At 54.6% G+C, this 21,500-nt stretch carries 19 protein-coding genes; 10 read left to right on the top strand and 9 right to left on the bottom strand.

The features are described 5' to 3' along the window. Positions 1-2 precede the first annotated feature (2 nt). Both dnaN and dnaA read right to left on the bottom strand, forming a co-directional pair. Positions 3-1,142 (bottom strand): DNA polymerase III subunit beta, encoded by a 1,140-nt coding sequence (gene dnaN / locus QP868_RS04315; RefSeq protein ID WP_284925388.1) that lies wholly within the window; start codon positions 1,140-1,142, stop codon positions 3-5. Between the two features lie 464 nt (positions 1,143-1,606). Continuing rightward, positions 1,607-3,037, bottom strand: coding sequence for a chromosomal replication initiator protein DnaA (gene dnaA / locus QP868_RS04310; protein WP_284925387.1), 1,431 nt, complete (start codon positions 3,035-3,037; stop codon positions 1,607-1,609). Between the two features lie 452 nt (positions 3,038-3,489). Between dnaA and rpmH the strand changes: the two genes are divergently transcribed. The 8 genes from rpmH (at position 3,490) to QP868_RS04270 (ending at position 8,643) form a co-directional block, all read left to right on the top strand. Beyond that, positions 3,490-3,627: a 50S ribosomal protein L34 gene (gene rpmH, locus QP868_RS04305; protein WP_284925386.1), complete on the top strand. Its 138-nt coding sequence runs from the start codon at positions 3,490-3,492 to the stop codon at positions 3,625-3,627. Further along, positions 3,628-3,972 carry a ribonuclease P protein component gene (gene rnpA, locus QP868_RS04300; protein ID WP_284925385.1) on the top strand — a complete coding sequence of 115 codons (345 nt, stop codon included), beginning with the start codon at positions 3,628-3,630 and terminating at the stop codon, positions 3,970-3,972. An 89-nt stretch (positions 3,973-4,061) separates the two neighbouring features. Then, complete coding sequence (gene yidD / locus QP868_RS04295; protein WP_350309966.1) at positions 4,062-4,361, top strand: membrane protein insertion efficiency factor YidD; 300 nt, start codon at positions 4,062-4,064, stop codon at positions 4,359-4,361. Between the two features lie 11 nt (positions 4,362-4,372). Further along, entirely contained in the window at positions 4,373-5,332 is a 960-nt protein-coding gene (gene yidC, locus QP868_RS04290) for a membrane protein insertase YidC (protein WP_284925383.1), read from the top strand. A 6-nt stretch (positions 5,333-5,338) separates the two neighbouring features. Then, the gene (locus QP868_RS04285) at positions 5,339-5,842 is read left to right on the top strand and encodes a Jag family protein (RefSeq protein ID WP_284925382.1); all 504 of its coding nucleotides are present in this window, start codon (positions 5,339-5,341) and stop codon (positions 5,840-5,842) included. Next, complete coding sequence (rsmG, locus tag QP868_RS04280; RefSeq protein ID WP_284925381.1) at positions 5,842-6,474, top strand: 16S rRNA (guanine(527)-N(7))-methyltransferase RsmG; 633 nt, start codon at positions 5,842-5,844, stop codon at positions 6,472-6,474. Before QP868_RS04285 ends, rsmG begins: the two co-directional genes overlap by 1 nt. A 152-nt stretch (positions 6,475-6,626) precedes the next feature. Continuing rightward, on the top strand, positions 6,627-7,523 hold the full coding sequence (locus tag QP868_RS04275) for a ParA family protein (protein WP_284925380.1): 897 nt from the start codon (positions 6,627-6,629) through the stop codon (positions 7,521-7,523). Further along, positions 7,516-8,643: a ParB/RepB/Spo0J family partition protein gene (locus tag QP868_RS04270; protein WP_284925379.1), complete on the top strand. Its 1,128-nt coding sequence runs from the start codon at positions 7,516-7,518 to the stop codon at positions 8,641-8,643. The genes QP868_RS04275 and QP868_RS04270 overlap by 8 nt, the downstream gene beginning before the upstream one ends. A 54-nt stretch (positions 8,644-8,697) precedes the next feature. Here QP868_RS04270 and QP868_RS04265 read toward each other — a convergent pair whose 3' ends face one another. The 7 genes from QP868_RS04265 to QP868_RS04235 form a co-directional block, all read right to left on the bottom strand. After that, the gene (locus QP868_RS04265) at positions 8,698-9,834 is read right to left on the bottom strand and encodes an N-acetylmuramoyl-L-alanine amidase (RefSeq protein ID WP_284925378.1); all 1,137 of its coding nucleotides are present in this window, start codon (positions 9,832-9,834) and stop codon (positions 8,698-8,700) included. 67 nt (positions 9,835-9,901) lie between these two features. Beyond that, entirely contained in the window at positions 9,902-10,222 is a 321-nt protein-coding gene (trxA, locus tag QP868_RS04260) for a thioredoxin (protein WP_005882597.1), read from the bottom strand. A gap of 14 nt (positions 10,223-10,236) precedes the next feature. Then, the gene (trxB, locus tag QP868_RS04255; RefSeq protein ID WP_284925377.1) at positions 10,237-11,175 is read right to left on the bottom strand and encodes a thioredoxin-disulfide reductase; all 939 of its coding nucleotides are present in this window, start codon (positions 11,173-11,175) and stop codon (positions 10,237-10,239) included. Between the two features lie 70 nt (positions 11,176-11,245). After that, a complete protein-coding gene (locus QP868_RS04250; RefSeq protein WP_284925376.1) occupies positions 11,246-13,660 on the bottom strand; it encodes a hypothetical protein in 2,415 nt (804 codons plus the stop codon). 96 nt (positions 13,661-13,756) lie between these two features. Continuing rightward, entirely contained in the window at positions 13,757-15,370 is a 1,614-nt protein-coding gene (gene murJ, locus QP868_RS04245; RefSeq protein WP_284925396.1) for a murein biosynthesis integral membrane protein MurJ, read from the bottom strand. Positions 15,371-15,437: 67 nt separating this feature from the next. Next, complete coding sequence (locus tag QP868_RS04240; protein WP_284925375.1) at positions 15,438-17,561, bottom strand: DUF6049 family protein; 2,124 nt, start codon at positions 17,559-17,561, stop codon at positions 15,438-15,440. After that, positions 17,558-18,049, bottom strand: a complete 492-nt coding sequence (locus QP868_RS04235) for an NUDIX hydrolase (protein ID WP_040347783.1) — start codon at positions 18,047-18,049, stop codon at positions 17,558-17,560. Before QP868_RS04235 ends, QP868_RS04240 begins: the two co-directional genes overlap by 4 nt. A gap of 107 nt (positions 18,050-18,156) precedes the next feature. On the opposite strand from QP868_RS04235, the gene QP868_RS04230 reads away from it, so the two are divergent. Continuing rightward, complete coding sequence (locus QP868_RS04230) at positions 18,157-19,674, top strand: tRNA nucleotidyltransferase/poly(A) polymerase-related protein (RefSeq protein ID WP_284925395.1); 1,518 nt, start codon at positions 18,157-18,159, stop codon at positions 19,672-19,674. Positions 19,675-19,716: 42 nt separating this feature from the next. Next, positions 19,717-21,429, top strand: coding sequence for an AMP-binding protein (locus tag QP868_RS04225; protein ID WP_284925374.1), 1,713 nt, complete (start codon positions 19,717-19,719; stop codon positions 21,427-21,429). The last annotated feature ends 71 nt before the right edge of the window (positions 21,430-21,500 follow it).

The raw sequence follows: 21,500 nt of genomic DNA, 5'->3' as shown, positions 1-21,500 counted from the left end.
GCTTAGAAACGCAGAATCGGCATGAGCAGGTAACGGTAAGCCGAATCGACTTCACCATCAGGCTCCTGCATACCAGAAATCACTACCGGTTTCTTGGGGTCCGTGAGGCTGAAACGCACATACGGAGTATCGATCGCGTTAAGTCCCTCGGAAATGTAGTGCGGGTTAAAGCCAGTGAGAATGTCGCCACCCTCGATTGTGGCCGGAAGCGCTTCACTTGCTTGAGCGTCATCACCAGCACCAGCACGAAGAACAAGAGAGCCGTCTGTGAACTCAAACTTGATAGGAGTGTTGCGTTCAGCGACAAGAGACACACGGCGAACCGCTTCCCGGAGTGCTCCCACCTGCAAAACTGCAGTAATCGTTGATTCCTTAGGGAACAACGAACGCACCTTAGGGTAGTCACCTTCAATGAGAAGTGAGGTCACAACTCGGCCGTCGGAAGAGAATGACAGCATTTCCTTGCCGTTGGATTCTGCAACCGAAATCTCGAGATCGCCCGACATTGACTTAGCGACTTCAGACAAGGTCTTAGCGCGAAGCAGGGCATTCGCAGAAAAGTCTGGTGTACGCGGGTTCCACGTGAACTGGCGAACGGCAAGACGGTAACGGTCAGTTGCAAGAAGAGTGACCTTGTCGCCCTCAATTTCAATGCGGACACTCGTCAAAACAGGCAAAGTGTCATCACGTGAAGCAGCTACGGCAACCTGCGACACAGCGTGCTGGAAGGTGGATGCGCTCACAACACCTGTTGTGTCAGGAATTGTTGGCAGGTCAGGGTATTCCTCAACTGGCATGGTCATCAGCGAGAAGCGCGATGAACCACAGGAAATGTCTACCTTGCCATTGTTGAGTTCAAGAACAACTTGCTGAGGCGGCAAAGCACGCGCGATGTCAGCCAAGAGGCGACCAGAAACCAGGAATGTTCCCGGTGTTTCGACATCAGCTTCAACAGTGATGCGCTGAGAAACATCCAAGTCATAGAACGCAAAGCGGACGGTACCGTCACTTTCTGCTGTTACTAACACACCTGTGAGAACAGGAATTACGGGACGCTGAGGCAAATTCTTGGCTGCCCAAGTCACTGCGTCGGCAAAGACGTCACGTTCAACTTTGAACTTCACGGTGCTGTCTGCGTTCACGTCTCTCCCCAAAGTTCGTACTTATTTGCAGATTGCAACTTTACACGCCGGTGATACCCCGAGCAATTCTTGTAATTACTCATTCGCAAATCGGTTCACAGCAGGGTCCTCAGAGCAGTGCGCGGCGTCCCTTCTTGTAATTCAGCTTGAAAATATTTGCAGTAGTAGGACTTGTGGAAACTGTGGAATTACATCGATGTCGTCGAGCTTTTATGCGCCCAAGCGACTAATCAGCCGTGTGCACATGTGTGTGCGTAAAGTTCCACGTGTCAGTGGATGCTTGTGAGTTACATTGAAGTAGTTACACAGGCATCCACCGGAGGTCATGAGAAGTTCATTCATCACCCCACAGGAAAACATGCAATATGCACAGACTTTTCCACAGTTGTGTACAACGCAATTCCTGTGTTAATTACGTGCGTGCGCACGTTTTATTGAGGACGTTGGCTCCTAGCCGCTGAGTCTTAAAGCCGGTGCTGTTGCTTGATCCGGTTAGTGAGTTCCGTGACCTGGGTGTAGATCGCGCGTCGCTCAGCCATTTGGGTGCCGATCTTGCGGTTGGCGTGCATGACCGTTGTGTGGTCACGTCCGCCAAAGGCTTCACCAATCTTGGGAAGCGATAGATCCGTGAGTTCACGACACAGGTACATTGCGATCTGACGCGCAGTAGTCAACGTGCGCGAACGACTAGACCCCTGCAGGTCCTCGATCGACAGGTTGAAGTACTGGGCGGTCTGGCCCATGATGTCTGTCGCCGTGATTTCGGGCGTTTCATCGTGGGTGATGAAGTCCTTCAGCACGGTTTGAGCAAGTCCAACGTCAATAACCTGTTCGTTGAGGTTGGAGAACGCCGTGACGCGAATGAGCGCTCCTTCGAGTTCTCGAATATTCGATGAAACGCGGGAAGCGATGAACTCCAAGACTTCGTCTGGAACGGCCAAGTTTTCGTTGGCGGCCTTGTTACGAAGAATCGCAAAACGAGTTTCCAGGTCTGGTGGCTGGACGTCAGTGAGCAACCCTGACTCAAACCTGGACCGCAGTCGCTCCTCGAAGCCTTTCAGCATCTTTGGTGGCTGGTCAGACGTGATGATGACCTGCTTGTTTTCAGCGTGCAGAGCATTGAAAGTGTGGAAAAACTCCTCGACGGTTGCGTCTTTGCCCTGGAGGAACTGAATGTCGTCAATCATGAGAATGTCGACTTCCCGGTACCGACGCTGGAACGCAGGACGCAACGTATTCGACGTCACTTGAGAACCAACCGTGTTAATGAAGTCGTTCACGAACTCTTCACTGGACACGTATCGCACCCTGATCTTTGGGTAGAGCTGGAGCGCATAGTGGCCCACCGCGTGCAACAAGTGAGTCTTACCCAGCCCGGAATCTCCGTAGATGAACAGCGGGTTGTACGCCTTGGCAGGTGATTCGGCTACCGCAAATGCGGCCGCGTGAGCGAAGCGGTTGGACGCACCAATAACGAAGCTGTCGAATGTGTACTTGGGGTTCAGATCTGAGCTTCCCACCTCGGGAGACTCTGTAGGCGCTGCCACCGTGGGTTGGGCAGGTGTTGCAATCTGGGGTTCCGGCGCCGAGGTCGTTGCAGGTTCCTCTGCAGGTGTCGGGTCGGTGTTCATGCTGGAATCGAGCGCGAAAGCAAACGACACAGGCCTGCCAAGAGCTTCGCTGAAAGCCTGCCCCAATGGTTGCCGGAGTTCACGCTCAAACGTGTGGCGGGTCAGATCGTTGGGGACCGAGATCACAACTAAGTCTTCAACGATCGCTTTGGGTTCGGCGAGTCCCAAAAAGCCTTTCAGCCGAGGCTGAAGTTGCGAATCAGTGCGCATTCCTTCAACGACATCGGTCCAGATTTGTTGAAGGTTCTCGTTTTCATTGGTCATGTGGTTCCTAAGGGTGCGTGAACACACGTGTGGATAGAGATGGTTCCTACTTCCACATAGTTTTCCACACAATGTGGAATTCTCAACCCAGTTCCCTTGATTTATCCACATCGGTGGACAACCTTGTGGATAACTACATGCATGTCATTTGTGGAAGGTGTTGTTTAAAACCTCGTAAAACGACACACGTGTAATTGCAAAGAAGACTTGATGTGTACGTCAGGTAACGGGCAGGATGTGCAAGCAACGTTGAGGTGACAAAAATGTGAACCTCAGCACCGATGAGCCAATAGGGTTTGACCTGCGAGGCTCACACGCTTTATGCTGGAGTGTCCTGTGTTGCGGGCCTTTGCATGATGTGACTGATCCGGCCTGGTCGCAGGAGCGCCGTAGATCGCGCACTGTGCCGTACATGGCACCGCAAACAGTTTCCACATAGACGGAGTATTAAAGTGAGCAAGCGTACTTTCCAGCCCAACAACCGTAAGCGTGCAAAGACCCACGGTTTCCGTGCGCGTATGCGTACTCGCGCCGGACGCAGCATCCTTGCTGCTCGCCGCCGCAAGGGTCGCGCTAACCTTTCAGCCTAAGTGTTACCGGTCGGGAACCGGGTTCGTAGCTCTGAGGACTTTCGGCGCGCTTTTCGCTCCGGTCTGAAAGCCGGGACCCGGAACCTGATCCTTCACGTAGCACTCAACTCGGAATCCCACGCCCCGCGCGTGGGGTTTGTTGTCTCTAAAGGTATTGGAAATGCCGTGATGCGTAACCGAGTAAAACGTCGGTTACGTGCCATCGCGCATGAACGTTTGGCTCACATGCCGCCAGGGATCTACGTGGTGCGTGCACTCCCCCAGTCAGCTCTCAGTGAGTTCATCCACTTAGAACGCGACTTCGAAGTTGCTCTGAGCCGCGTACTTTCGGAGGACAGCCAGTGAAGGAATTGGAAAACACTCCGTCATCGCTCCCACCGTGGCCACGTGGTGTTTGGGCAAAGATTGGGCATGCGTGTGTCATAGCACCGCGGATGCCAGCTGTTCTCTTTATGCGCGGGTATCGAAAAACTGTGTCGAAGCTATATGGGAACGTGTGCAAGTACTACCCCACATGTTCGAAATATGCGTTAGATGCGTTTGAAGTCAAAGGTTTGATTGTGGGTACGGCCATGACAGTGTGGCGACTGCTCAGGTGTAACCCCTTTTCGCTCGGTGGTGTCGACTATGTACACGGGTCGGTGCTTCACCAGCGGAGTTTGGAAATGAAGCGAGCGAACAATGGCACAATGGTGCCTGACGCTTTTACAGATGACGCTTCTCGCAGCGTCTAGGAGATTACTACATGGACTGGCTAGGCAAGCTACTTCTGCCCATTGAGTGGGTCGTCGCTTGGATTCTTGCATTCTTCCACATGGCGTTCACCGCGTTGGGAATGAGCCCAACCGCCGGGTGGACGTGGGTCGCAGCGATTGCAGGTTTGACCATCGTTGTGCGTGCTGTGCTGATTCCCCTGTTTGTCTACCAGATCAAGGCGCAGCGAAAGATGCAGCTTTTGCAACCAGAGATGATGGCGTTGCAAAAGAAGTACAAGGGTAAGCGCGACCAGTTCTCCAGGCAACAGATGGCAGAAGAGCAGCAGGCGCTGTTTAAGAAGCACGGTACCAACCCATTCGCTTCATGTTTGCCGTTGTTGGTACAGATGCCTATCTTCTTCTCACTGTTCCGCGTTATTCGCAACACTGAAGGAATTGGTAACGGTGACATTCCGCCCATCGGGGGTCTAACACAGGAGCTTGCAAGCCAGGCAACCCACGCTTCGATTTTTGGTGTCGAACTTTCCGACACTTTCCTCCAGGGTGATTTTGGAACTAAGGTTCTTACCGCGATTCTAATCGTGATCATGGGTGTTACCCAGTTCATCACTCAGCGCCAGATCATGGCCAAGAACATGTCTGAAGCAGCTATGAACAACCCGTTCATGCAACAGCAGAAGATGCTTCTGTACATGATGCCAATCATCTTCGCTGTGGGTGGTATTTACTTCCCACTTGGTTTGATTGTGTACTGGCTCGTTTCGAACGTATGGACCATGGTTCAGCAGTTCATCGTGATTCGCAATATGCCTACGCCTGGTTCCAAGGCCGAAAAAGAACTCATTGCTCGCCGTGAGCGACAGGGTAAACCGCTTCCTAAGTCAATGCAGCCAAAGAAAGCTGCTGAGTCGGAAACAAAGCCTAAGTCCGGACAGCGTCATCAACCTATGAGCAAGGCTCGTCAAAAGAAGAAAAACAAGAAAAAGTAGAGAAGCATGACTGACGAAATCGTTGAAAAGAAGCCCACTCGTGCCGAACTTCTTGAAGAAGAAGGCGATATTGCAGCGGACTATCTGGAAGAACTGCTCGACATTGCCGATATCGATGGTGACATTGACATCGATGTGAAAGAAGGCCGCCCGCAGGTTGCCATTGTCTGCGATGAAGAAGACTCCAACCTTTCCACACTGGTGGGCAAGGAAGGTCGCACGCTTGCAGCGCTTCAGGAACTGACCCGTTTGGCAGTGCAGTCTGCTACCGGCCAGCGTTCATGGATGATGCTCGATATCGATGGTTTCCGTAACCGTCGTCGTGACGCTTTGAAGGAAATGGCACGCGATTACATTGAGAAAGTGAAGGCTTCTGGCGAACCAGTATCGCTCAAGCCCATGAACTCTTTTGAACGCAAAGTTATTCACGATCAGGTTTCCAAGGCCGGTTTGGTTTCCGAATCGGAAGGCGAAGGCGACCGCAGGCACGTGGTTATCTCAGCTGAGTAATGATGTCTCAGGTAGAACCAGTACCCGCATGTGCGGAACAGATTTTTGGCGAGCGTCTCCCCCATGCTCGCACCTATGCCGAACACTTGGCTACCACTGGTGTGGAATGGGGCCTTATTGGGCCACGTGAGCTCGATAAGTTATGGACACGTCATATTCTGAACTGCGCAGTCGTTGCGCCCATGATCCACGATGACGACGTCGTGGGTGATATTGGTTCGGGTGCTGGCCTGCCAGGCCTTGTATTGGCGCTTGCACAGCCTCACGCCTCGTTCGTGCTTATCGAAGCAATGGAAAGGCGCGTTGAGTGGTTACGGATGGTTGTCGACGACCTCGGTATTGAGAACGTTCGTATCGTTCGCGGTCGTGTTGAAGACCTCGTAGACGACGAAGTCTTTACTGTGGTGACCGCACGCGCGGTTAAAGCGTTAAACGTGCTGGTTGAATGGTCGGCGCCAGTTCTGAGCCCAGGTGGAAGGTTACTTGCCCTCAAGGGACTCAAAGCTCAGGAAGAGATCGACAAGGCAAAGAAGGTCCTCAAACGTCACAAGATGACTCCCCCGGTTATCAAACTCATGGGTGAGGAGTTCCTTGAGATTCCTACACGGGTAGTGGAAACCTCACGCCGCTAAAATAGAACGTGTATTCGATAGTTAAACGAATCCTACCCATTGCTGAGTTTTCTTTTTGGAATGTTTCACGTGAAACATTCTGTTTAGATCGTCAGAAGTGACAGTTCGTATGTGGCCTAGAATGGAGTAGTCACGATACGAACGGAGTCAAAATGCCCATTTTGGATGATTCGACTCCCCTAGGCGCAGAGATCGCTCGAAACAATCGTCGAGCTGAGCGTCTAGAGGCGAAGCGCTTCCCCAAACCGCAAAGTACACGTATATTTACGATCGCTAACCAGAAGGGTGGAGTCGGTAAAACTACGACGACTGTTAATATTGCCGCTGCCCTGGCCATGCATGGACTGCAGGTCCTTGTTATAGATATTGACCCTCAAGGTAACGCGAGTACCGCTTTAGGTATCGAGCACTCAACCGATGTGAACTCGGTTTACGAAGTGTTGCTCGATGGTATGGACATGGCCGAGGTTGTTAGCGAGTGCCCAGATATCGAGAATCTAAGTGCTGTGCCGGCAACGATCGATCTAGCAGGTGCTGAAATTGAGTTGGTATCCGTTCACGCGCGTGAATTCAGACTCAAACGGGCTCTCGAGAGCTACTTGGAACAACGGGAGGCTGAAGGAAATCCAGTTGATTATGTGTTTATCGACTGTCCACCAAGCCTTGGACTGCTCACGGTTAACGCATTTGTCGCTGCAGAAGAAGTTCTGATCCCTATCCAATGTGAGTACTACGCTCTTGAGGGTCTTAGCCAACTGCTAAAGAATATTCAGTTGATCCAAAAGCACCTGAATCCTCGGCTATCTGTAAGCACTATTCTTTTGACGATGTACGATGGGCGGACCAATCTGAGCTCACAGGTGGCTGAGGACGTGCGCGCTCACTTCCCAGCGCAGACTCTCAATACTCCTATCCCCCGCAATGTCCGAATTTCTGAGGCGCCTTCCTATGGGAAGACCGTCATTACTTATGATCCAAACTCTTCCGGAGCGCTTTCGTATCGAGAGGTTGCGGAGGAAATAGCTGAGCGAGGAGCACAGAATGGCTGAGCGTAAACGAGGACTAGGCCGCGGAATTGGATCACTCATTCCTGACGTGATCAATGAGGACCGTCCTGTCGATGTCTTTTTTCCTCAAACCAAGAAGAGTGTTTCACGTGAAACATCTAAGGATCCCGCGGAATCGATGCGACAATCGCGCGCTTCGAAGAAGCCACTCCCCCGCAAGACGGATGAAGATAAGGCGACAGCTTCTAAGAACGACGCTACAAAAAGAAAAACAACGACAGCAAAGACGTCATCAACTCGCAAGACGACGAAGCAAGCTTCAAATGACGATGTTTCACGTGAAACAGAGCTAGTTAAAGTACCTGGAACAGCATTCGGAATGCTGAAGCTTGATACGATCTCGCCGAATCCGCGACAGCCAAGGACGGTCTTTGACGAAGATGATCTCGACGAGCTCGTCACCTCGATTCGAGAGGTAGGCGTACTGCAACCGGTGGTCGTTCGCGTAGTTGACACCAAGAAACCGGCGTACGAGCTCATTATGGGTGAGCGAAGGCTTCGCGCGTCAAAGTTAGCTGGGCTGAAAGAAATTCCTGCCATTGTTCGTGAAGTCAGCGACGACGACCTGTTGCGTGATGCACTGCTTGAAAACCTACATCGATCGGACCTCAACCCGCTTGAAGAGGCTGCGGCGTACCAGCAATTGCTGGATGACTTCAAATGCACACAGGAAGAGCTGTCTGAACGAATTGGCCGGTCGCGCCCTCAGATTGCCAACACGCTTCGTCTTCTTCGACTGCCTGGATTAGTGCAGCGTCGTGTAGCAGCAGGAGTTCTTTCACAAGGTCACGCACGTGCGTTATTAGGCCTCAATGATCCTGCGTTAATGGAAGAGCTCGCTCAGCGCATCGTGGCAGAAGGCCTATCCGTCAGAGCTACCGAGGAAGCTGTAGTTCTTTTGAATCGTGGTGATCAAAAAAATGTTTCACGTGAAACACGGAAGGCAGACCCTGAGTTGGTGTCGTTAGCTCAATCAGTTGGTGACAAGCTCGACACCAAGGTCAATATAGTGATGGGGAAGCGCAAAGGAAAGATCACAGTTGATTTTGCTAATCAACAGGACCTAGAACGAATTCTCAAGGTACTAGGTCTTAACGAATAGCCCGAGTATGCAAAAGCCGCCGGTCTAACGACTGGCGGCTTTTGTCATTGAGAGCTAGTTTGCAGAATAAAGGTTGCGCATTTCACGAATTGACTCGACATTCAGAGTTCCGGTGTCGTAGTCATTGTCCTTGTGCAAAAACAAACGCTGAACAGCTACGGAAATTCCTTCTGCAATTGAATCCCGGACGGACGCTTGCGCTAACAGCTCCCGGTCATGTTCGTTGGACATATAGCCAGCGAAGACTTGAACCTTTGGCGCGTTGACGTTGCGCAAACTTTCCCACGTACGTGCATGAACGCCACAGTTCAACAGGGGAGTGCGGGCAACAACCTCACGGTGTACTAGGCCACCCAAAGAACGACCGATAGGGGAGACCATGTTTGAGTCTTTGTTCTGTCCAAAGTAAAAAGTGGCTATACCGTTTGGAGCAGGGGAGGGAGCGTGATCTTGATTAACCGTTATAACTGCCGCAGCGTTCAGATCATCGGCGAGGTGCGGTTTATCGCTTGGGATGTGCATAATCGACGCACCAAGAGCACTCAAACGGCCTTCGACACGGGAAGCAATGTCGCCACTCCAGGTTCTTTCTTGTTCAAGTGACTGGAAGGTGGCAGTGGTGTTAACAAAATCGCGCGCGGTCGTACCAGACTCAATCACAATGGTGCGCCCGGTCAATGACTCGCCTGAAGCGGTTACGCGTGCACGTTCTTGGAGCGCCCACAAGTTGCCATGCGACGACTGGCGATACACGGCCGAAAGCGCAGCTAAGGTAGACGGCCCAACAACGCCATCGGGGGAGAGGCCAAGCTCATTCTGAATTTCGCGCACTGCGTTGTGTGTGGCTGACCCGAACTCAAATGTGATTGATTCCGTGTAGACACCTAAGCGTGAGAGTCGGTGTTGAAGTTCAGTAACGTCGTCACCTTGCAACGGCCTAACAGGATCAAAGCGGAGAACGCGGTCACCTAGCTTATAGCGCGCAATTTCCAGTTCCTTAAAAGTCTCCGCGCCAATCACACCGTCTACAACGATCCCACGGGACTGTTGAAACTCACGAATCACGGATTCGAACTGGTGATCGAATAATTCAGAGCTAGGGTCGCACTGATAACCCAACCTGTGAAGTTGAGCTTTGACCGTTGCGACTAACGGGTCTGAATCGCCAGGGTGAATCGAGGAAACTGTCATGATCCTTACCGTGAAGAAGGGTGCCTGTTGAGTTTACAACAGGCACCCTTAAAGAGTTCTCAATGGATTAACCGATGAATTCGGCCAGTTCCTGTTCAAGAGCAGGCTTAGGACGTGCACCAATAATGGTCTTGGCTACTTCGCCACCCTTAAACACGTACAGTGCAGGGATGGAAGTAATGCCATAGGCCGAGGCGGTCTCCAGGTTATCGTCGGTGTTGAGTTTGACGACCTTGAGTTTGTCTGCCTGTTCCTGGGCGATTTCGTCCACGATCGGTCCAACCATGCGACAAGGGCCACACCATGGTGCCCAAAAGTCCACAAGGACAGGAAGATCGCTCGAGAGAACTTCTTCCTTGAATGTTGCGTCTGTAACTTCCTGTGCCATTTATTCTCCTTTGTTTATGACTGGTCAGTGAGTTCGGCCAGGTAATGTTCGGCGTCAAGGGCTGCCACACAGCCGGAACCTGCTGCTGTGACTGCCTGACGATATACGGGATCAATGACGTCGCCTGCTGCAAAGACTCCCTCGATCGATGTCTTGGACGTACGTCCGTCAACAGCCAAGTAGCCGTCTTCGCGCAGATCAAGAGTGTCTTTAAAGAGGTCTGTGCGTGGGTCTGAACCGATCGCTACAAACAGACCAGTAACTGGAAGCTCGGATTCTTCTCCGGTAACTGTATTGCGGACCGTGAGACCCGTGACTGAGGTGTCACCGTGGATGCTTGCCACCTCGGAATCCAAGAGAAACTCCAACTTGGGGTCTGCTTCAGCGCGCTTCTGCATGGCCACTGACGCTCGGAATTCCTGCCTGCGGTGAATGAGGGTCACCTTTGAAGCAAAACGGGTGAGGAAAGTGGCTTCTTCAAGAGCGGAGTCGCCCCCGCCAACCACAGCGATGTGCTGATCCTTAAAGAAGAACCCGTCGCACGTGGCGCACCAGCTCACACCGTGTCCAGACAGTGCTTCTTCACCGGGGACATTCAAGTGACGATAAGCGGAGCCTGTAGCCAGAATTACAGCCTGCGCTGTGTACTCGCTTCCAAGCGCGGTGGTGAGCTTGTGTGCACCTGGTGTGAAACCAATCGAAGAGACGTCGTCATACACGACCTGGGCACCAAAGCGTTCAGCTTGTTGGCGCATGTTTTCCATGAGGTCGGGCCCTTGGATACCTTCTGGAAATCCGGGGAAGTTTTCAACATCAGTGGTGTTCATGAGTTCACCACCAGCGGTGACTGACCCGGCGATAACGACGGGGGATAGGCCGGCGCGTGCGGCGTAGACGGCAGCCGTGTACCCAGCTGGCCCTGAACCTACGATGACGAGTTGTGTCTGAGTCATTGATCTCCTTTGTCGTTCAAGGCAACACTGTGCGTTACTCAGTTATTCCATGTGCTTAGTGCTGCGTGACTTAAGACAGTGTGACGTTAGGAATGACGGCACGGTAACCGTCGCCGGCTTTAGGAAGTTCTTTAATCCAGATGAACACGTGAGTGGCTTCTGCGGGATCATCGATCGTTACAGTGGTCACTTTACCTTTTTGGAATTCGCCAGATCCCACTTTTTGAGCTTTGTCGATGTTTTTATCGGTTCCTACAAGGATGTCAAAGGATCCGCCCCCTACTTCGGACTCAACTCCGACTTCCTTGACTGTGGTTCGCTCTTTCAGCTCAAGAGCGATTCCCACTCCCTTTTTGAGCTGGCCAAACTCCTTTGAGTTATACCGGTCAGTCTCCCAGCTTCCTGCTTCACCAGGGATCAGATTCTTCGCTTTCGCGTTACCCTCTTTACCGTCACCTTCAGGGTCTAGGGGCGTGGCCTTGTTGATTTCAGGTGCGGGACCTTCTGGCTCCTTGGGAGCGGGAGGCTCCGCTTCTTCCTCGTTTTGTTTATCCTCGGCTTCTTTATCCTCGCCTTGGTCTTCCCCTTGAGATTCTTCGTGGTTCTCTTGTGAGGCGGTAGTGGTTTCGCCGGACCCCACTGATCGCACAATCACGACACCCACCAAAACGAGAGCCGCAATAATGGCTACAACGCCGAATAAAACTCCAAAGCGACGCTTCCCTGATTTGTCGGACTGCTCCGGCTTCTCGGACTGCGTCTGGCTCGAACCTGACGGTTCCGACTCGGCTACTTTCTCCGAACGCGCTGGTGTCACGACTTTAGAGCTCGTCGCGCCTGCCGCACCTGCTTCGCCCGCCGATACGACCTCGGCGGAACCTGCGGCAACGGACCCCGCACCATCGGAATCTGCGCCAGCAGAACCCGCAGAAGCAGGCTTTGAGCCGCTGTCGTTCTCAGGCTCACGCGTCCCTTCAGCCTCATCGTTGCCAGTCTGTGCGGTCGCCGCCGAGGTGGCCGCCGCCTGAACTTGTTGGGCACGTTCGCGTGCCTGCCGCTCCAGTTGGCGTTCACGTTCAAATTCGGCTTGTTGCCTGGCAAAGGCTTGTTCGCGGGTTTGGAATACCCCTCCCATGAACCAGTCGTTGCTGTTGTCCTCAGATTCTGCAGTGGCATCTGATTCGGGACTGTCGTCGAGATCGTTTTCAGGTTCGTCCCAAAGACCGTCGTTTGAGCTGTCAGTCTCACTGTCCTGCGCGTAGCCACCTTCAGCTTCACCGGGTTCAGCACCGTCATCCGTGAACGCGTCATCGCGGTTGAGGATTCGTGCGGTTTGGTGCGGGTCTGCTTCTGATACGTCGCCGGGTCCCTGTGGCCGTTCTTCTGACCATTCTTCGACCTGCGGGAGCTTGTCGGGAGCGATAGGGAACGTGCTTGCTCGGCGCATCTGGATGCGGTCGGCGTAACGGTCGGGGTGGGCGGTGTTGACGCCCGCGGCTGCCCCGTGCATTCCGGGTCGTGTGAGGCCAATGCGTTCCAGTGCGACTGCGAGCTGGGCTGGTGACGCACCGGGGGAGTGGTCGGACTTTGCTTCGCCTCCAGTTTCTGGCGCCACAACGGTCTGGGGGTCGTGGGTTCGGACTGAAAACAGTTCGTCTTCGGTGCGGGATGACTGGTCGACTGTGCTGAGGAGGCGAGTGTCCCAGGGTTCGAGGAACCGCACAACTTCACTGGGAGAGCGGGGGCCTGGGTCTTGTTCGCCCATAACTCCTGAGGCGAACTCTTCGATCGATTCAGGAACCGTGTCTACGAAGTGGCTAACGGGCAAGATTCGGTTGTTTTTGCGTCCCGAGGCGTCAAGTCCTGCCCGTGGTTGGTCACCTGGCCATTTGCCAGTGAGGCACGCATAGAGGATAGCGACAAGTGCGCGGGCGTCCGTTTGGCTAAGTTGGGATGCGGTCATGTTCCCGGTGCCCAGGTTCAGGGGTTCCTGAGCGACGGCCGCGTCGAGTGAAATACCGCGGACCACAATATCGCCGTCGGAGGTGATGGCAACTGATTCGGGTCCTAGAACTCCGTGGTGGAGACCTCGGGAAGCGGCGTGCGTTAAAACTGTGGCAAGTTCACCCACTACAGCGGTTGCAACGGGTGCTTCTAATGGGCCGTTTGCGAGTATTCGAGCAAGTGATGTTCCACCCGTGCGTTCGACCACAACGTAGTCGAAGTCATTCCACGTGCCTGCATCTTCAATGGCTGGTACGCGTGGGTCGACGAGGAGTGCGCTTCGGCCGGCTCGTTCTAGCAGGGGTCCGGAGTATTCGGTGGGGGAAACGTAGACGATGCGAGGTACATCCAAAATAGCGTCGAGTGCTAAAAGGATTGACCCACGTTCGGGGAAATCTACGAGCCAGGGACGTAGGATTTCGGACACGACGTACCGGTCTGCGATAGCTGTGCCTCGTTGGATCTGTGGCAGTTTCCTCACCTCCTGCTCATGTCATCTTAACGGACTGCGAACGTCACATGTCTGCCACCGAGCTGAGCTCGGCAAACAGTAGTGTCCTGAACTATCAGGGGTCGCTTACCGCCCTAATTTGGTGCGGACAGCTGTGACGAGCGAACGCATTTCTGGAACTCGGATCAGCCACGCGGCCAGCATGAAGACACCCAGCATGACACATCCAATAACGGCGCACACGATGAACGCGCGTGCACGCCCTGCCCACATGGGATCGGGCAGGAACCACATCATGGCAAACCCAACCGCCCCGCTGACCAAGCCAGCGAGTCCAAATCGAAGGTGGGCAAACACGGTGGACGCAATGGGAAGTGACGGCAGACGTTTACGTAAACACCAGACTGCCAAAGCCAAGGCGAAAACATAGCCCAGTGACATGGAGGCACCAATTCCAGCGACGATGTACTGCTTGGGAAGGAACGCCGAAGCAATCACACCGGCTGACTGAATGATGATCTGGGGAACCTGGATCCAAAACGGTGTCCGGGCGTCTTCGTATGCATAGAAAACACGTTGTGTGAGATACATGCCACTAAACGGAATAAGCCCAATGATCATGGTGATCACGATGAGACCAACCGCATGGGCCTGTGTCTGGTTCGCTCCCGCCATGACCATCGACATGGGGGCAGCCAGCACAATGAATGCCACCGTAAAAAACGTGTTGACAAAACCCACAACTCGCACACCTTGTGTGTAAGTATCAACCAACTTTTCATCGTTCTGATCAGCTGCCGACTGCGACAAGTCAGTAAACAGTGCGGTAGACAGCGACACTGCGACCAACGAGTGCGGAAGCATGAACGTCATGTACGCGGCCGTGTACGCCGCCAAGGAGGGGGTCACCTCGGTGCCGGTAGACGATGCCGTGGACGCAACCTGCGAGGTCACAATGAAGCCCAGCTGGCCCACAAGGACTGCGGCGAACGTCCACCCGGCTACCTTGCCAGCGGTACCCAAGCCCACACCTCGGAACCCGAAAGTAGGGGTGTACTTGAAGCCGATCCGTTTGAGCGGCCAAATGAGAATGAGAGCCTGAGCGACAACGCCCAAGGTTCCGGTGCCGGCTATCACCCAAATCTTGGCGGCGTCCCACGTTCCCACGGCATGTTGTCCCAGGTCACCAGGGCCAAACAAGAAAATGAACAAGCCCAGCCCCGCAATGGAAACCAGATTGTTCAGAACTGGCGCCCACATGTACGGCCCAAAGTTTTCCTTTGCGTTGAGCACTTGGCCCAGCATGGTGTACAGGCCAAAGAAGAAAATCTTGGGAAGAGAAATAAACGCAAACGCAACTGCTAGCGCAATCTTGTCAGCATCCCATGTGGGGCTGGCATAAATGCGCACAAGAATTGGGGCAGCCAGCGTTGCGACCGCGGTGAAGCCAGCCAAAAGCAGGATCGACAGGGTGAGCAGGCGGTTGATGTAGTCGGCGCCACCGTCAGCCTGTTTGGACGCGCGCACAATCTGCGGCACCAGAACCGCGTTGAGAATACCGCCAGCCAACAACATGTACAGGTTGTTGGGCACCTTGTTAGCTACGTCAAAAGCGTCCGCTGCACCTCCGATAGCCAGTCCGATCGCGGCGGTGAGAAGAACAGTCTTCACCAGACCCAAAATGCGTGAAACCAGCGTACCCGCAGTCATGACCGCTGAGGATTTCGCAAGCGATGACATCGATGCCACGGACTGCCCTTTCGATATGCAAGAAAACGGAAACTCAAACAGAGGCTAAAAGCTTCATCTACTGTTCGGCGCGGGCCAGAGCAGCTTCGAGCTGGCTCTTTGGAATCTTGGGTCGTCCGCGACGCACAGAGAAAAACAATGCAACCACAAAAACGATCGACAGCGAAATACCAATTGCCGCGATACCGATGTTTTCCCAGTCAACTCGCACCTGAACCTGTAGGGGCGAGGAGTCGCGCACGGTGTAACCGTCGGTGGCGACAATATGGATCGTGGTGTCGAGGTTCGCATTAGCTAGCCCAGTGACCGGAACTTCGACTCGCGCTCGCTGCCCAGGTGGAATTTCAACTAGGGGTGAGTTCCCCACTTTCAGTTGTGGTGATGCGGAATTGATGCGTACACGCAACCGGGCTGCGTGGTGCGTGGTGTTGTGAATCGTGACGGGGATGGTGGTCTTTTCACCCGTGACCAAAAGGACGTTCGACCCGCGTTCAATATTGAGTCCCGACATTGTCGAACCCGCTGACTTTGCGAAGTTTGTGGTACACGCCTTCGCACTGGGTTGGGTGCGCCACGCAATCGACGTGCATGTTAGCGCTGAACGGTTGAACTCTTGTCGCACGTCTGCACGGTTCACGAAAACTGAGGAAAACTCGTTGAGGTTCGCGCCGGGTTCTTTTAGGTCGTTGAGCGCCGTGCTGATGTCAGAGGGAACGTTGCCGTCTTGTAGGGGAAGGCGGGTGCCGGGTTCAGCTTTCAGGGTGTCGTCGAAGGTCTGTGGTTTCACCCACGGCAGTGACGCCAGAGTGCGAACTTGTTCGGTCCATGTTTTCTGGGTGCCACCTCGGGGGAGTGCCAGGACGAGGGAACGCTGGTCAAAGGGGCGTTCGTTGGTGATGAGGGCGCTTTTAGCGGCAAGTTCGGCTACGCGTGTGGCGCGACTGGATCCGGGGGTGACAAAGGTCTCTGCCAAGTTCGCCGAGGTGGCAACAGTTGTCATGTCCGGCTTGCGGTCGCGTGGGAAGGTGGTGAGTGGGGTAGTTGCGCTGTCCCGTTTCCACAAGTGTTGGACGGCATTGACCGTGCCACCGTCGGAGGTGGGGAGTTGGGTGTCGCTGAGCATGACGTTGGTGACGCCGTCGTTGGCGAATTGGGCCAGGCTGTCCATGCTGGCGCTTCCCGTTCCGACCCAGGCCCACGAGTCGAGGGCGTTGGGGAAGTGGTCTTTGACGATTGAACGCGAGCGCAGGGCTTCTTTTTTGTAGTTGCTTAAGTCGTGTTGTTGCAGGCCAACGAGGTCGGCGTCGGCCCAGGGGAGGGCCACTACGGTAGAGGATTCGGCTTCTTTTTTAAGTTCATCCCACCAGTCTGCGATGCTACGGGGAGGTTCTTCGGGGTCTTGTGGTGGTGCGGTTTGTTCCGGTTGTTCCACCAGTGGTGGGTTGAGTACTCGGTCGACGGATTCGACTACCCGTGGGTCGATTGCCAGAGTGGCGTTCGGGTAGGAGCGCGCGATGTCGAGTGCGGTTTTGAGCGGTCCGTCGTCGGTTGCTGTTGCTAGTTCGTCTTGGCTGATGAGGCCGTCTTCGCTGTACCCGGTCAAGGTGATGGGGACGACCATGTTGATGCGGGTGGGGTCGATTTTGGGGTGTGGGTACCACGTTGTGAATGTGGTTTGAGGTTTGGCGACGGTGTCGTTCTGGGAGTCGCCGCTCAACGCGACGGCGATTCCGCGCACGCCCCATGTTTTCAGGGGGTTTCCTTTGCGCAGTCCCATTTGGGCGGGTGTGAGTTCGAACGAGAACGAGGTTGTGGTGCCGGCGCGCAGTTCTTTGGGGAGTTTTTCTGCGGTGGCGAGTTGGCGGGTGCCTGTTGGTGTGCCTTCTTGCCAGGTGCGGGCGGAGTCCACGCTGGAGAGTGAGTTGCGTGTCATGCGCAGGCTGAGGCGCGGGTTCTTGATGTTGGCTGTGGTTTCGATTTTTCCGGCAAGTTTAAACGTGCCGTTTTCGTCTAGCCATGGGGTGACTTCGGTGATGTGGATGGTCGCCGAGGTGTCAGCAGCTTCTGTACTGTCAGTGGGCTGTGGGGTGGGGCTGTTGGGTTGCGCAAGGGCCCCGGTGGATGGCGTGACGATGAGTATTAAGGCCAGTAGCAGTGAGCCTAGTGTGGTCAGGATTTTCATGAGAGGTCGAAGCGCGGGAGAGTGTGGCGGGCTGCGATGACGATGCGTCGTTCATTTGCGAATGACAGGCGTTGGGGGAGTTCTTCGAACGGAACCCATGCGGCAGCGACGGCTTCGTGGTCCGGGTCGTTTTCAATCGTGAGTTCGCCACCGATTGCGCGGAGCAGAAAATGGTGGACGACCTTGTGTACACGGAAGCCGGCTGCGGAAAACCAGTAGTCCACACTGCCTAAGGGTGCTAAGACTTTTCCCACGATTCCGGTTTCTTCTGCAACTTCGCGCATTGCTGCTTGGGCGGGTGTTTCTTCACCCTCCAAGTGTCCCTTAGGTAGGCACCATTCGAGGCGACCGGCACGGTTAATTCGAGCAATAACTGCTACTTCGAGTGCGGGAGAGTTGAGGTTGACCACGATTCCACCAGCGGAGGTTTCCTCCACTGTGCGTGATAGGGCCGGGTAACGGCCCGGTCGCGGAAGTGGTCTACTCATACTTCCACCCTACGTTGCTAGTTTGAAGATTCCCTAGACGTGTAATCTTTCATGGGACGCAGGAAGAAAGGAACCTCGTGTTTGCTGCGGAAGCGCATGTCCGGCTCATGGATGTACTCGACTCATTGGACCCGATTGTGGGCGAGCTTGGGAACCGTTTTGACGAGGCAGGTTTTGAGCTTGCCCTGGTGGGCGGTTCGGTACGTGACGCTCTGCTGGGCCGGGAAATTCCAGATTTAGATTTCACTACTGACGCTCGGCCTGACGACATTGAGAAGATCATTGCACCGTGGGCTGATACGTATTGGGATATTGGCCGGAAGTTCGGCACTATTGGCATGATGAAGCGGGGTTATCAGGTAGAGATCACCACGTATCGTGCTGATTCGTACGACCCGCAGTCTCGCAAGCCCACGGTGGCTTTTGGCGACAATCTGGATGACGATTTGGTGCGCCGGGATTTCACGATCGGTGCCATGGCGGTGCGTCTTCCCAGCCGCGCATTTGTGGATCCGTACAACGGCTTGGGTGCGTTGGAGAGTCGCACCATCACTACCCCGGGTAGTGCAACGACGAGTTTTACTGATGATCCTTTGCGCATGATGCGGGCAGCGCGGTTTGTGTCGCAGTTGGGTTTTACTCTGGCTCCCGAGGTGCGTGCCGCGATGTCGGATATGGCAGATCGCATTGCGATCGTTTCCGCTGAGCGGGTGCGTGATGAGTTGACCAAACTTATTGTGGGTGCTCAGCCGTGGGAGGGTATCGACGCCCTTGTTGATACGGGCTTGGCTGACCACATTCTTCCCGAGGTGTCAGGGTTGCGTTTGGAGCGCGATGAGCACCATCGCCACAAGGACGTGTATCACCACAGTCTCACGGTGCTGCGCCAAGCTGTTCAGCTTGAAGCGGAGTATGCAAAGCGGGCGTTGAGCAACGCCGAAGGCGAAGCGGGGGATTCCGTCGCTGAGCAGGCGCAGGACACTGCGAAAAAAGCCACCGTGGACCCGGAATTTACCGCACCTGACTTTATTGTCCGGTTCGCCGCACTGATGCACGACGTGGGGAAACCGGCAACCCGCAAGTTCGCGCCCGGGGGTGCGGTGACGTTCTACCATCACGATGTGGTGGGCGCTAAGCTCACGCGCTCCCGTATGAAGAAGTTGAACTTCGACAAAGAAACGACAACCAAGGTGGCTCGTCTGGTGGAGCTTCACTTGCGGTTCTATGGCTACGGGGACGCCGGGTGGACCGATTCGGCTGTGCGCCGTTATGTCACTGACGCAGGTGATCTGCTCACGCGTTTGCACATACTTACCCGGTCTGATGTCACGACTCGGAACCGCAGAAAAGCTGAACGTTTGGCCTTTGCTTATGACGATCTGGAAAGTCGGATCGAAGCGCTCGCGCAAAAAGAGGCGATTGGTGCGATCCGCCCAGATCTCAATGGGCAGCAAATTATGGAGATTCTGGAGATCTCCCCTGGGCCAGTAGTCGGGCGTGCGTATAAGCACATGCTCGACATCCGGATGGAGCATGGTCCGCTGTCCTATGAGGAAGCTCGGCGTCAGCTTCTCATCTGGTGGGAAAGTGCGGAGTTGGGCTCAGGCCAGCAACAAAATCCGTAATGTATATTGTGCGTTACAGCACATTCGTCATAGGAGAGCCGGATGAACCCACAAACAGAGCAGTTTCGTGAGGCACGTGACCTGCTGATCAACCTTCGTGAAGACTACGACGCCGCGTGTGAACAGTTCAGCTGGCCGCGCTTTGAGAACTTCAACTTTGCCCTGGACTGGTTTGACCAAATCGCAAAAGGCAACGACAACCCTGCTCTGTGGATCGTGGAAGAAGATGGGGAAGAAGGAAAGTGGAGCTACCAAGAACTTTCTGAACGATCCAACAAACTGGCCAACTACCTGCGCAGCTGTGGGGTCAAGCGTGGCGATCACATCATGGTCATGCTCACCAACCAGGTGGAATTGTGGGAAACCATGCTTGCCGGCATCAAGCTAGGTGCCGTCATCATGCCCACCACAACACAGCTGGGCCCCATTGACCTGTCTGACCGCGCAGAACGTGGTGAGGCTCAGTTTGTGGTTGCAAACGAACAAGATTGCGCCAAGTTTGACGACGTCGAACACCCGCTCGTCCGTATTGTGGTGGGAGCCGAACCTTCTCGAGAAGGTGACTTTGCGTACGCCAACTACGTGGACGCGCCAACTCAGTTTGACCCCCAGGGGCAGAGCAAAGCCGACGATCTGATGTTGCTGTACTTCACCTCGGGAACCACGTCAAAGGCCAAGATGGTGGCGCACACCCACGTGTCTTACCCGGTGGGGCACCTGTCCACGATGTACTGGATGGGATTGGAACCCGGTGACGTTCACCTCAATGTCGCCTCCCCAGGATGGGCCAAGCACGCATGGAGCAACATTTTCACCCCGTGGATCGCTGAAGCGTGTGTGTTCCTCTACAACTACTCCCGCTTTGACGCCTCCAAGCTCATGAGTGTCATGGAACGGGTGGGAGTGACCTCCTTCTGTGCACCACCCACCGTGTGGCGCATGCTTATCCAAGCTGATCTGCGTGAACTCAAGACGCCACCCACAAAGGCGCTGGGTGCCGGTGAGCCACTCAACCCAGAAGTGATTCAGCGCGTGCAGAAACATTGGGACGTCACTATTCGTGACGGGTTCGGGCAGACGGAAACTACCCTGCAGATCGGTAACTCCCCAGGTCAGGTCATGAAGCCCGGGTCCATGGGACGCCAGTTGCCTGGTTTCAACGTGGTTCTTCGCGACCCTGCCACTGGCGAACTCGGTGACGAAGGTGAAATCTGTCTGACCCTCGACCCCCGCCCGGTGGGCCTCACCCAGGGCTACTGGAACAACGAAGCAAAAACGGCAGAAGCCTTTGCTGACGGGGTCTACCACACTGGTGACGTCGCTGCCAGGGATGCCGACGGCTACATCACGTACGTGGGCCGTGCCGACGACGTGTTCAAGGCTTCCGACTACCGCTTGTCACCGTTCGAACTCGAAAGTGTGCTCATTGAACACGAATACGTGGTCGAAGCGGCTGTGGTTCCGTCCCCCGACCCAGTTCGTCTGGCAGTGCCTAAGGCGTACGTGGTGCTGGCACCCGGAATTGAACCGGGACCAGAAACTGCTAAGGAGATTCTGCGCTTCTGCCGTGCAGAACTGGCGCCGTATAAGCGCATCCGGCGCATCGAGTTCACCGAACTTCCCAAGACCATTTCTGGAAAGATCCGCCGTGTGGAATTGCGTTCACGCGAACAACAACTGCACCCCGACCTTGGTGACCCTACCGTGTCAGGTCAGGAATACGCTGACACGGACTTCCCTGAACTCAAGGGCTAACTCGCTTTCAACGTAAGGTGACACACACCCGCGCAAGGTGACACACACCTCGGCGGGGGTGCTTCACCGCC

The sequence above is a fragment of the Brevibacterium sp. UMB1308A genome (genome assembly GCF_030230605.1).
Classification (GTDB): domain Bacteria; phylum Actinomycetota; class Actinomycetes; order Actinomycetales; family Brevibacteriaceae; genus Brevibacterium.
The sequence above is the reverse complement of the archived record's forward strand: the minus strand, read 5'-3'. Positions and strand labels throughout refer to the sequence as shown.